Source organism: Pseudomonas sp. JAI111 (assembly GCF_024809425.1).
GTDB lineage: Bacteria > Pseudomonadota > Gammaproteobacteria > Pseudomonadales > Pseudomonadaceae > Aquipseudomonas.
Window position 1 is genome coordinate 685,367 of record NZ_JANUCB010000002.1, and the last position, 12,759, is coordinate 698,125.

The following is a 12,759-nucleotide window of genomic DNA, read 5'->3' on the forward strand; positions in this document are numbered from 1 at the left end:
CGCGAGTCTGATGAAGTTTGATCAAGCGCGCTGCCACAGTTACGTGACAGTTTGATGAAGATTGCCGAGTGGTCATGCGTAAGCCACATGAGGCGCATTCCCCCCACAATGTACCGTTTGTCCGATATCGCATCCGAACTGTAAGTTCTGACAGTAGGCAAGCATTCCCTGCGGGCATTGAATACAACCCTCTTCACCGTTCCTACACAGCGGGTGTCCGCCCGGAGTAATGAATCATGAGCGCAAATTCCTTATTCATGGCTGGTGTTGCCGCAGCATCGGTGGCTGACAGCCGGATTGATGTACCTGGTGGCGCCGAATCCGATGTCATCCACGCCATGGAAGCGGACCTAGGCATCAACCACGCCCTGATGACACTTAATCCACAAGGGCTGCCGATTGTGATTCCTCCCACGGACGCATGGCCGGGCGACCAGATCGAAGTGTTTGTCTCTGGCAACAGTCAGCCAGTACTGTCGTTCAAGGTGCCAAAGGACCATAACGGCACCACCCCCTTCGATCGATTCATCGACGCCAGACAGGTACCAGAAGGGTTCAGCGAGCTGTTCTATCGACTCAATGGTGCGGAGTCGGCCCATCTGAACATACTGGTCAGGACAGTATTGCCGGGCGGCATCGATCCCAAACCGGAACTTCCTGGTCACTTCCGATTGTTGGCGCCGCAAGTTCACACAACAGAGATCGACGGCACCCAAGACATCTTCGCCACGGTCCTTCCCTGGTCGGGCATGTGTGCCGGGCACCTGCTGCACCTTCAATTCGGCCACTGGTGCCTGCTGCACACGGTGACGGCCAGTGAGGCGGGCCAGCCTGTCGTCTTTACGCTGACTCAAGAAATGATCGCTGAACTAGGCAGTTGCACCGTCCTGCTTTTTTACAAACTGTGGGACGAAGTCCACAACCCCGCCTCCGATCATTCCCTCGCCCGCCGTCTTACGCTCCAGCTCCCAATCGCAATCATGGCGGCAGGTAACGCGCAAACAGCCCCCAGGATCATCGGCGTCGATCAGGACAACGCCATTGACGTCAGCAAGCCGGGGCTTGATGCCATAAAGGTTGAAATCGATGTAGCCGCCAATGGCTTGACCACTGGAAACAAGGTCCAGCTGAACTGGTGGGGCGAACCGCTCGTTGATACACCGCGACTGTCAACCTTCACGCAGACGGTCGGTACGTCACCGACATTGGTGTTTTGCGTTGAACTTGCCGAGGTGCAATGCCTGATCGGTGGGTGGGTCAGTGTCACCTGGCAACTGGCCGAGGAAAACGACGCAACCCAGGTGTCTACGTCGACCGAGTGTTTCGTTATCGACACGTCATTTGTTGCCCTAAGCGCAGCAGATAATTCGGTGTTGCGAATTGATCCACCTTACGTTCCGGAATCGACAATGCCGGTGGAAGGCTCGGATGTGCATTGCGGCATTCCAAAGCGCATTTATGACGACAAGCCCGGAGGGCTGCAGGTTATCCTGGACCCTTACACCGGGTGTGAAGCCAGGGATTTCATTTACCTCCACCTCAACGGTGAAGCATTTGTCGTAGATTCCCATGAGGTCATAGCAGGAACAGAAAACGACCGAAAAGAGCTTCATGTTCCCCATCAACAGCTCATCGACGGGATCAACACGCTCGAATTTATTGTCCGCAGGATCAGTGGCAATGTGAATAAGTCCGAGTTCCCTCTGACCATGCTGTATCACGCTGTCCGCCCCGGCATTCGGGACATCGATCCCAATACAGACGGCCACTCCGAACTCAAACTGCAATTCCCTGCTGCCCAGAACAATGGCATTGATGTGGTGAAAGAGGGCCTGGATGGCACCTTGCCGCAACTGACGGTGTTCTGCACTTACCCCTTCTGCCGGCCCTACGATCATATCGATATCGACTTCGGCGGGTACGTAGTTCATTTCAGCGTACCACCCAGCCAGGCCCCGCAGGTCCCCTCCGACCTGCCGACCCGAGTCACCATCGTCATTCCCGCTGCGAAACTGGACTTTATACCCAGCCGACGGAACGCTCGGGTTCGGTTCACCGTCATCGACCGCGTGCACAACACCACTGATCCTTCAGCGATCTGGTCGGCGGACACGCTGATAGACATCGATCGCAAAAATGAACGTTTGCCCGAACCGATCTTCCGCGAAGACCCGGCAGACAATAACGACATTGCAGAGATTATCGACCTGCAAAAACTCGCCGGCAGGGACTTGTTGCTGATCGTCAGAACCAATCACCCATCCTATCGGACCGGTGATGAAGTCAGGGCGACATTCAGAAGCCCCCCCGGTCCCGATCGTCAGCTGCCAGTGGGCAAGGTTGAGTTTGAGTTCGGACAGGCAAAACCCTTGATCCTGCAGGTGCCGAATAATTGGCTCATTACGGGCAGTACCGTCAGTGCCCTGTACGTGACGGATTTCAAGACGGTCAATCAGCAAAACTATTCAAGAACAGCCTGGGCGCAGGTCACGGGCTTCCCGTTACCGGAGCTGGCAGAACCGAGGGTAGTCGATGCCCCCGGCGGTGTACTTGTCCCACTGAAGAACCAGCAAGGTGCCACGGCCTGGGTAGAGGTGCAGGAATTTCTCTCCGGTGACCAGGTTCAACTAGTGGTAGAAGGCGCAAGCGGCCCCGGTTCGCCGGTCTTCCAGCCCATTGCGCTGGACGCCAGCGGCAAGGCGCAATTCCCCCTCAACCCGGCGTTCATCGTTGCAAATATGAGCAGAACGGTGAACGTGCGCTACGTACTGATTCGTGCCCCCGAACAGAAAACGTCGCCGACATTAATCCTCACAGTTCGCCCGATCGACAATCAGGACTCCGCCCTGCCCCTCGCGCTGATCGACCGATATCCGGGCTCAACACTCGACCCCATTGCCTTGCCGATCGACAACAGCATCCACACTCGTATTGCCCGGTGGCCCTTCATTGATCAGCAACCGCAGTGGGTTTGGCTGGACTACCTGGGGACTAACGAAGATGGCAGCACGTACCGTGAATCCACTTATACCCAGACCCCGATGCCAGCCGTGGGTGTGACCGGCGGTTTGGCGCCCGTCACCCCCGTACTCAATTTACGCAAGCTGCGGGACAAATCAGAACTGACCATCGAGTTCAGAGTGAGCTTTGCTCAAAGCACTCCGAAAGATCGGGCTCTGCTGTTTCCAGTCAAGAGCTACATCGTTGATACGCAGTCCAAGGATCTGCTACCGCCCACACTCACCGAAGCCACCGGCACCGGAACGACGGTCAATTTGCAACCCGAACGTGCCGTCAAGGGTGGTACGGTGGTGGTGTCCTATACCAGTATGACAACCCGGGACCGCATCACCCTGACCGTGCGCGGGCGCGCCGGCCTCGGCTCGCCGGTCATCGCGCCCAAAGATGGCGAAAGCGATGCCAGTGTGATTTTCACCCTTCCCGCTACCGCCTTTGGGGCCAACTTTGGCCGTCGCATCGTTCTGTTCTATACCGTCACGCGTGATGGGGTAGAGCTCCCTGCGTCCGGCAGTTTGACCGTGAATGTGGCCATGCCCACTTTGCCAACGCCCTACGTTGAAGGCGTCATCGGTGACGTCGTCAATGCCAGCACCATGGACGGTACCGAACGGACATCCGTCGTCCAGTGGATTTTCCAGCAACCGGGACAATTCATTCACCTTAACTACCAAGGCACGCTCGCCGACGGCAAGCCCGCCACACTGGTGGTATGGCGCGGTGCTGCGCATAACTACGGCGATGGCATGTACTACCGGGCGCCTCATGCCTGGCTCCGCACGCTCAAAAGTGGCTCAACTTTCACGATCAACTTTGCTGTGAGCTTCACAGGTGTCAACACTACGCCGGATGCAACCTTGTTCCCGGTACGCACCTACATTGTTAAAAACGTACCGACCAACCTGCAACTCCCCAATCTTGTTGAAGCAAGCGGTACCGGTGCGGCGCAGACCCTGGACCCACTTAAAGCGATTAACGGCGCTATCGTGCGCATCGTCGTCAATGGCCTGCTCCTCACTGACAGCATCAAGCTGACCCTGACAGGCAAACCCGGCACTGGCACACCTGATCTTCCAGCCGTACCCGGCGAACTCGATGGCAGCGTGGATATTCCTATTCCTAAGTCCGTGATTGCCGCCAACATCGGCAACGGCGTCAACGCTACCTTCACTCTCCGGTACGTGGTGACCCGAGGCGTCGAGACCTTCCAGTCGGGCATGGTGACGGTGACCGTCACACCGCTGCCGGCATCCAGCCTCATTTCACCGGTCCTCGTGGTCAACGGGGTGGAAGTGCTGGATGTGCTGGATCTGAATCAATTCACCGGCAATGGACTGCTTCACGGCAAAAGCTGGTCGTTCATGGAAACCGGTCAACAGGTTTTTCTAAACCTCGAAGGGCTGGACGCGAACAACCAACGTCATTACACCAATATCTGGAATGGCGGCGGCTCCGTCGTCAATGATCAATGGGTCCGTGATCAACGGTGGCCTGCGCCTGTCAATGCTACCTACTTGCAAGGGTTGGGTCACAACACACGATTGAGCCTCCATTTTTGGGCATCGCTGGATCGGAACAACAAAGTCGGTACAGCCATCGCTTTTCCCCCGCGCGTCTACATGGTCAAGACTATTTCTGTGATCCCTACCATCACGTCTGTGATGGCGGGCACTACCGAAGTGCCAAATAATGGGGCGACTGACCAGATCAGTCTCACCATATCCGGCACCGCCAGCGCGAGTCATACATTGAATATTTATGACGGCGAAACCCTGCTGGGGCCTGTCACTGCTACAGCCGCCCGGGTCTGGACCCTTCCTGCCCGCGCCTTTACCCTGGACCGACACGTCATCACCGTGCGAACCAATGATGGCAAGCGTTCGTTGGAGCGCATCTTCACGGTGCAGGTGGCGGAACAGGCTCCGACTATCACCACCGTAATGGCTGGCACCATCGTCATTCCTCAGGATGGCACTACCACCCAGCCCCGGATTACTGTGACCGGTACTGTCACATCGGATCGTCCAGTAGATATTTACGACGGCAACGTCCGGTTGGGCGCGGGTACCGTGAAGGGCATCAACTGGACCTTCGGCCCGCTGAACTTTGCCTTGGGGGGTCATGTTCTGAGGGCGCGGACCCTGGATGGCACCAAGCAATCGCAGGATCGCCGGTTTACGGTGAAGGTCGAGACGCTGATCCCGACAATCACCTCTGTTACTACGGCCGGCGGCACAATTGGTGACCGAACTCAGACCTACTACAGAACCATTACCAGCATTACTGGTACGGGCTCACCCGGTCCGCTCGCCATTCTCGACAACGGTGCTCAGATAGCGACCGCTACTGTCCCGGCTAATGCATCAACCTGGTCGATTCCTGCGCGAGTGTTTTCGGCGGGTCCACACATCATCACCGCGCAGGCCGCCGATGGTAAAACATCAATGGCATACACTTTCCACATTCTAGATGGACTCCCTGCCGATGTTGTCGACTTCAATTTCCAATCTTGGGGAGGTTGGCAGTGGGGCGGCGCCGGGATATACGCTGACTTTTCATTTTACAAGCCTGCCAATAGGCACTATTACTCGCTACACAATCACACCTATACAAACAATTCACGAGGTGTGGTGCTGCAAAAAACGTTCAACAACCTTACGCAAAACGCTACCTACCGGTTCCTGGTAGCAGTGGCCTTCGTGGACGGCTTTCGCGGTAATCATCCGATACTTCGGTTGAGTACCAGCACCGGAGCAGCGTTGAACTACATAACAGTAAGCTCTACAAGTTGGATTCAACTTGATCTGCGCTTCGTAGCGACAACGCCCAACGTAACGCTGTACATCGAAAACTACCAGATCAGTGGTGACGGTAACGATTGTGACTACGGATGGATCCACCTTATAAGGCTGTAATAAATAAGCGGGAAATAAGCGGGGACAGGTCTATTTAAACCCTTCGCGAGCAGGCTCGCTCCCACAGAATTGGTGCCGTACACAACATTTGTGAGCGACACCAATCCACTGTGGGAGCGGGCTTGCTCGCGAAAGCGTCCTCAAGCCAACTGACTACGCAACCGCCGCGCCGCCGCCACCATGTTCACCAACGCTGCTTCAGTTTCCGGCCACGCCCGGGTTTTCAACCCGCAATCCGGATTCACCCACAACCGCTCTGCCGGAATGCGCTTCACCGCTTTGCTCATCAACTTGACCATCTCGGCGGTGTCCGGCACCCGTGGCGAGTGGATGTCATAAACCCCCGGGCCGATGTCGTTCGGGTAGTCGAAGGCTTCGAAGGCTTCCAGCAATTCCATGTCCGAGCGTGAGGTTTCGATGGTGATGACGTCGGCGTCCATGGCCGCGATGGATTCGATCACGTCGTTGAATTCGCTGTAGCACATGTGGGTGTGGATCTGGGTTTCATCGCGCACACCGGAGGCGCTCAGGCGGAACGCTTCCACGGCCCAATCGAGGTATTCCTGCCATTGCGCCCGGCGCAGCGGCAGGCCTTCGCGGAAGGCGGCTTCGTCGATCTGCACGATCTTGATGCCGGCGGCTTCCAGGTCGACCACTTCGTCACGCAGGGCCAACGCCAGCTGCTGCGCCTGGATCTTGCGCGAGACGTCTTCGCGCGGGAACGACCACATCAGCATGGTCACAGGACCGGTGAGCATGCCTTTCATGACCTTGTCGGTGAGGCTTTGCGCGTAGGTGATCCAGTCGACGGTCATGGCGTGCGGACGGCTCAGGTCGCCGTAGATGATCGCCGGTTTGACGCAGCGCGAACCGTAGCTCTGGACCCAGCCGAAACGGGTGAACAGGTAGCCGTCCAGTTGCTCGGCGAAGTATTCGACCATGTCGTTGCGTTCGGCTTCACCGTGCACCAACACGTCCAGGCCCAGGCGCTCCTGGATTTGCACGGCGTGGCGGATTTCGCTGTGCATGGCGTCGGTGTAATCGTTGGCCGACAGCTTGCCTTGCTTGAAGGCCTGACGCGCCAGGCGAATCGAACCGGTTTGCGGGAACGAGCCGATGGTGGTGGTCGGGAATGCCGGCAGTTGCAAGCGCGCCTGTTGCTGCGCAATGCGTTTGGCAAACGGCGACTGGCGCTGGCTGTCTGCTGCGCCAATGGCATTGATGCGCGCCTGGACTTCGGCTTTGTGGATGCGCGGCGACTCGACGCGGCTGGTCGCAATGGCACGGCTTTGCGCGAGTGCGGCTTGCACCTTGGGCGATTGCGGGTCGTTGAGGGCGTCGCGCAGCACGGCGATTTCTCCGCACTTCTGCACGGCGAAGGCCAGCCAGGATTTCAGTTCGGGGTCGAGTTTGTCTTCGCGTTCCAGGTCTACCGGGCTGTGCAGCAGCGAGCAGGAACTGCTGACCCACAGGTTCTCGCCAAAGCGTTCCTGGGCCGGTTGCAATTGTGCGAGAGCTTGCTCCAGCTCGCAGCGCCAGACGTTGCGCCCGTTGACCAGCCCGACCGAAAGAATCTTGTAGGTCGGCAGGCGATCCAGCACCTGGCCGAGTTGATCCGGCGCACGCACGGCGTCGATGTGCAGGCCTTGCACCGGCAGGCCAACGGCCAGGCCGAGGTTGTCTTCCAGGCCACTGAAGTAGGTCGCCACGAGTTTCTTCAGCGGCGAGTACTGGAGGATGTGATAGGCGCGTTCGAAGGCGTTTTTCCAGGCTTGCGGCAGGTCGAGGGTCAGGATCGGCTCGTCGATCTGCACCCATTCCACGCCTTGCGCGGCGAGGCGACCGAGGATTTCGTTGTAGACCGGCAGCAGGCGTTCGAGCAATTCGAGCTTGTCGAAGTCGTTGCCTTTGGCTTTGCCCAGCCACAGGTAGGTCAGCGGGCCGATGATCACCGGTTTGACCTCGTGGCCCAGCGCCTTGGCTTCGTCGACTTCGTCGAACAGCTGTTCCCAGCTCAGCTTGAATTGTTGGTCAGCGCTGAATTCCGGGACCAGGTAGTGGTAGTTGGTGTCGAACCACTTGGTCAGCTCCTGGGCGTATTGCGCGGTGCCGTGTTCGCCACCGCAGCAGGCCGCCGTGGCGCCACGGGCCATGGCGAACAGGGTATCGAGGGTCGGCAGGCCTTGGGCATCCTTGGCGCTGTCGAAGCGCTCGGGAATTACACCGAAGGTCAGGGAATGGGTCAGGACCTGGTCGTACCAGGCGAAATCGCCGACGGGCAGCAGGTCGATACCGGCGTCTTTCTGCAATTGCCAGTGCCTGGCGCGCAACTGGCGGCCGACGTTGTTCAGCGCCTCCTGATCCAGATCGCCCTTCCAGTAGGATTCGAGGGCTTTTTTCAATTCGCGGTCCGCGCCGATGCGGGGGAAACCAAGTGTGTGCGCCAGAGCCATGATGAGTGTCTTCCGATAAAGAGGCTGTAAAACATGGCGCTATTGTCGACAGCCAACCCAACATGAGACAAACTCAACCTTTTCGTGTTGATCACAAGTTTTCCTCATGGAGCCATCCGGTGCTTGAAATCCGTCACCTGAAGACCTTGCACGCCTTGCGCGAAGCCGACAGCCTGGTCGACGCCGCCGACCGGCTGCACCTGACGCAGTCAGCCCTGTCCCACCAGTTCAAGGAACTGGAAGAGCGCATGGGCATGCCGCTGTTCGTGCGCAAGACCAAACCGGTGCGTTTCACCAGTGCCGGTTTGCGCCTGCTGCAACTGGCCGACGCGACCTTGCCGCTGCTGCGTGGCGCCGAGCGTGATATCGCACGCCTGGCGGGCGGTACGGCGGGCCGCTTGCACATGGCGATCGAGTGTCACAGTTGTTTCCAGTGGCTGATGCCGACCATCGACCAGTTCCGCGATGCCTGGCCGGAAGTCGAGCTGGACCTGGCCTCGGGCTTCTCCTTTGCCCCGCTGCCGGCCCTGGCCCGGGGCGATCTGGACCTGGTGGTGACCTCCGATCCGCTGGAACTGGCCGGGATCACCTATGTGCCGTTGTTCACTTATGAAGCGATGCTTGCGGTGGCCAACCAGCACCGCTTGGCGAGCAAGGCCTACATCGTTCCGGAAGACCTGCTCACGGAAACGCTGATCACCTACCCGGTGGAGCGCGATCGGCTGGACATCTTCACCCGCTTCCTGGAACCCGCCGACATCGAACCGGCGCAGGTCCGCACCTCGGAACTGACGGTGATGATGATGCAATTGGTGGCCAGCGGGCGCGGCGTATGCGGGATGCCGCATTGGGCGCTGCATGAATACAGCTCACGCGGCTATGTGAAGGCCAAGCGACTGGGCGAGAAGGGATTGTTTGCGACGCTGTATGCGGGGATTCGCGCAGACATGCTGGATGCGCCGTACATGCGCGATTTCTTGCTGACGGCCAAGGACACGTCGTTCTCGACCCTGGACGGGGTCAGCGCCGTTCGCTAGCGCTACCGATCATTCCCACGCTCTGCGTGGGAATGCCGCCAGGGACGCTCCGCGTTCCGCTTCACGAACTGACGCAGAGCGTCAGAGGATGCATTCCCACGCGGAACGTGGGAACGATCATTGTGGTGGGTTCAGAGCTCGCGCCACATATGGATTTTGTCGAAGTAGTCTTCGCCGACGCGTACCGCCATCGGTTCGAGGCCGTACTGGATGAACCCGCAGCGCTGGTACAGGTTGAAGGCCGCTTCGTTGCCGGCGGTGACGGTCAGCTGGATCAGCCTCAGGCGTTCATGGTTCTGCGCCTCGGCCAGTGCCGTCTGCACCAGGCGATAACCCAACCCGCGCTGCCGGACCTTGCCGGACACGTACATGCCAAACAGCGTTGCCTTGTGCCAGGCCTTCTGCCGAGGTTCGAAGGCGAGGCCGACGATGCCCACCAGCGCGCCCTCTTCGAACGCGCCGAACACCATCTCCAGCTTGCTGGTCAGGCGCGACTCCCACCAACTCAGCGGCATGGTGGCGCGCTCGCGCACGCTTGAAGTGAACGCCTGCGGGTGCAGGTCATAGGCTTCAAGCATCAGGGCGCGATAGTCCAGGGCATGGCTGGCATCCAGTCGCTCGATCCACATGGTCAAGCCATCCGCCGCTGCTCAAGCATCAATCGCACCGCCAGCGCTGACAGGACAAAACCCATGAAATAGCGCTGCACCGCCAGCCAGGACGGGTTGTTGACGAACCAGGAGGCGATGCCCGCCGCGAAGATCGCGATCAGCAGATTGACGCTGAAACTGACGCTGATCTGGGTCAGGCCCAGCACGATGCTCTGGGTGAACACCGAACCGTGCTCAGGGGTGATGAATTGCGGAAACACCGACAGGTAAAACACTGCGATCTTCGGGTTCAAGGCACTGGTGAGAAAGCCCATGGTGATCAGTTTGCGCGATGAGTCCGGCGGCAATTGTTGCGCTTCGAACGGCGAACGCGCGCCGGGTTTGATGGCCTGCCAGGCCAGCCACAGCAAGTACAGCGCGCCCGCCCACTTGAGCACTTCATAAGCCATCGGCACGGCCAGAAACACCGCGGTCAAGCCGGCAGCGGCGGCGAACAAATGCACGAAAAAGCCCGCGACCACGCCAAGCAATGAGGTGACGCCGGCCTTGCGCCCCTGACAGATCGAACGGGAAATCAGGTAGATCATGTTCGGCCCCGGCGTCAGTACCATCAGCAGCGCGGCGGCAGCGAAAATCAGCAAGTCTTGTAGCGGGATCATGGGGGCAATCCTAGTCCGTGAATGATCAGGTGGTCGCGGTCAGCGAAGCTCGATAAAACGGCAGGATCAGGTCCCGTGTCAATGGCGCCAACGTGAGATTGCCATCGGTGGCCGGATCAATCCAGCGCACCTCTTCGATCTCCGCGGCAGGCGAGACGTCTGCGTCGATGGTCAGCTGAAAGAGTTCGGCCTGGACGACATGGCCCGGCTCGTTGGCGGCCGGTGCCGAAAACGGTCCCAGATACCGTGCGCGTGCAGGGTCGATGAGCAGGCCCAGTTCTTCTTCCAGTTCACGGGCCAGGGCCTGGACCGGTTGTTCATGGGGTTCGATCTTGCCGCCGGGTTGCATGAACGCTGCGGTGCCGCGCTTGCGCACCAGCAAGGTACGACCGTCGGGACCGATCAACAGGGCGGCGGCAATGCGGATGATGCGGGGGGAAGCGGCGGATGAAAGCGTCATGAATGTAAAAGTACCTGAGATGAAAGGCGCAAAGGATCACATGGGCACGTGTTCTGCGTCACCCCGAAATCCCCCTACAAAGCACGACAGCGTCCTGTGTGGGAGCGAGCCTGCTCGCGATGAACGATGACGCGGTCTACCTGAAAAAATGCGTCGTCCGAATCGCGAGCAGGCTCACTCCCACAGGGGATCATTGCAGTGGCTGAGCAACTTCCAGCGCCCCAAGGATCGCGCGCTCCACTTCCTCCGGCACTTTCACGAAAATGCTGTATTTCGCCCCTTCCATCGCCTCGAATGCGATCAGCTTCTCGATCAGCGGCCCACTCAGCACTTTGCCCGCGTTGAGCAGCAACATGCCGTTATCGGCATTGAGGTTGCGTGCCAGCAGCATGCCGGCGGCCAGGTCCCGGGTGGTCAGCACTTTGACCGTCGGATCGGCCAGCGAGACATCACTCAGGTATGCCGCGCAGACCTGAATGAAGTCCTCGACCAGATCCGGGTCATACAGCCGCCCGGCGTACTGGCGGATATAGACCAGCGCTTCATCGCTGTTCATCTGGCGCTCAAGGATCAGTCCGCGCTGCAACTCGATGAAATCCACCGCCAGTTTCAGCCAGCGCGATCCGAGCGGAATCGCCTCGCCCTTGAGCCGGTCGGGGAACCCGCTGCCATCCCAGCGCTCCTGATGGTGAAGGATCAGGCGCGCCGCATCCTTCATCGGATCGAGGGTCATCAGCAACGATTCGCTTTGCTTCGGATAACCGCGATAGCGCTCGCGATCGGTGTGGTGCAGCAGGTCCGAAGGCGCACTGATCATGCTGTCGGTCCAGCTCAGCTTGCCGATGTTGTAGAGCGCCGCAGCCATGGTCAGGTCGCGGGTGCTGCCCTCGTCCACGCCATGGAGTTTGCAGTACACCCGCACCAGTTCAATGATCTGCCGGTTCGTCTGCTTGGCAGGCGGCAAGCGCAGGTTGGCCAGCAACGAGAACACCTCGGTGCCGGTGACATAGCTGTGTTTGAGCTCTTCGTACGCCAGGTCGAGCATGTCGGCGGTCTGTTGCAGTTCAGAGGTGCGTGCCGCGACGTGTTTTTCCAGGGTCGCGTTCAAGACCTTCAATTCTTCGTTGCGATGCCACGTCTCGCGCTCCAGGCGTACCCGTTCACGCTCGGAGTGCTGGTAGGCCAGCGACTGTCGCAACGTCAGCAGTAATTCCTCATCGTGCCAGGGTTTGCTGATGTAACGGTCAATCTGGCCTTCGTTGATCGCTTTGACGATCGTTGTCAGGTCGGCGTACCCGGTCAGCAAAATGCGCAGCGTATCGGGATAGTGCTGGTGAATGTGCGCCAGCAGCGTCGCACCGTCCATATTGGGCATGCGCGCATCGCTCATCACCAGGTCGACGGGCTCAAGCGCCATGATTTCCAGCGCCTGGGCGCCGCTGGTGGCCAATAACACCTCGTAGGGCTGGCCGCGCAGGAGTCGACGCAGACTGTTGAGGATCGATTCCTCATCGTCGACCAGTAACACCCTGGGTCTATAGGTGATCGTGGGGGGGAGTTGCTCTTCCATGGCATAACCTCAAGCGTAACGGGTACATCGTGCGTC

At 59.1% G+C, this 12,759-nt stretch carries 7 protein-coding genes; 2 read left to right on the top strand and 5 right to left on the bottom strand.

The features are described from left to right. Nucleotides 1-236: 236 nt before the first annotated feature. Nucleotides 237-5,933 (top strand): hypothetical protein, encoded by a 5,697-nt coding sequence (locus HNR03_RS10860; RefSeq protein WP_259153385.1) that lies wholly within the window; start codon nucleotides 237-239, stop codon nucleotides 5,931-5,933. A gap of 140 nt (nucleotides 5,934-6,073) precedes the next feature. Here the strand turns inward: HNR03_RS10860 and metE are convergent, their stop codons facing one another. Next, nucleotides 6,074-8,386: a 5-methyltetrahydropteroyltriglutamate--homocysteine S-methyltransferase gene (gene metE / locus HNR03_RS10865; RefSeq protein ID WP_259153386.1), complete on the bottom strand. Its 2,313-nt coding sequence runs from the start codon at nucleotides 8,384-8,386 to the stop codon at nucleotides 6,074-6,076. 119 nt (nucleotides 8,387-8,505) lie between these two features. On the opposite strand from metE, the gene metR reads away from it, so the two are divergent. Further along, nucleotides 8,506-9,423 (top strand): transcriptional regulator MetR, encoded by a 918-nt coding sequence (gene metR, locus HNR03_RS10870; RefSeq protein WP_008155262.1) that lies wholly within the window; start codon nucleotides 8,506-8,508, stop codon nucleotides 9,421-9,423. A gap of 131 nt (nucleotides 9,424-9,554) precedes the next feature. Here metR and HNR03_RS10875 read toward each other — a convergent pair whose 3' ends face one another. The 4 genes from HNR03_RS10875 to HNR03_RS10890 all read right to left on the bottom strand — a co-directional run bounded on the left by HNR03_RS10875 (nucleotide 9,555) and on the right by HNR03_RS10890 (nucleotide 12,723). Then, on the bottom strand, nucleotides 9,555-10,052 hold the full coding sequence (locus HNR03_RS10875; RefSeq protein ID WP_259153387.1) for a GNAT family N-acetyltransferase: 498 nt from the start codon (nucleotides 10,050-10,052) through the stop codon (nucleotides 9,555-9,557). A 2-nt stretch (nucleotides 10,053-10,054) separates the two neighbouring features. Continuing rightward, nucleotides 10,055-10,693 carry a LysE family translocator gene (locus HNR03_RS10880; RefSeq protein WP_222588284.1) on the bottom strand — a complete coding sequence of 213 codons (639 nt, stop codon included), beginning with the start codon at nucleotides 10,691-10,693 and terminating at the stop codon, nucleotides 10,055-10,057. Between the two features lie 25 nt (nucleotides 10,694-10,718). Then, nucleotides 10,719-11,153 (bottom strand): NUDIX domain-containing protein, encoded by a 435-nt coding sequence (locus tag HNR03_RS10885; protein ID WP_259153388.1) that lies wholly within the window; start codon nucleotides 11,151-11,153, stop codon nucleotides 10,719-10,721. Between the two features lie 190 nt (nucleotides 11,154-11,343). Further along, a complete protein-coding gene (locus HNR03_RS10890; RefSeq protein WP_259153389.1) occupies nucleotides 11,344-12,723 on the bottom strand; it encodes an HD domain-containing phosphohydrolase in 1,380 nt (459 codons plus the stop codon). Nucleotides 12,724-12,759 lie beyond the last annotated feature (36 nt).

Bases quoted from the DNA above. Each gene is read 5' to 3' on its own strand.
- HNR03_RS10860 (WP_259153385.1), top strand. From the start codon at position 237: ATGAGCGCAAATTCCTTATTCATGGCTGGTGTTGCCGCAGCATCGGTG.
- metE (WP_259153386.1), bottom strand. From the start codon at position 8,386: ATGGCTCTGGCGCACACACTTGGTTTCCCCCGCATCGGCGCGGACCGC.
- HNR03_RS10875 (WP_259153387.1), bottom strand. From the start codon at position 10,052: ATGTGGATCGAGCGACTGGATGCCAGCCATGCCCTGGACTATCGCGCC.
- HNR03_RS10880 (WP_222588284.1), bottom strand. From the start codon at position 10,693: ATGATCCCGCTACAAGACTTGCTGATTTTCGCTGCCGCCGCGCTGCTG.
- HNR03_RS10885 (WP_259153388.1), bottom strand. From the start codon at position 11,153: ATGACGCTTTCATCCGCCGCTTCCCCCCGCATCATCCGCATTGCCGCC.
- HNR03_RS10890 (WP_259153389.1), bottom strand. From the start codon at position 12,723: ATGGAAGAGCAACTCCCCCCCACGATCACCTATAGACCCAGGGTGTTA.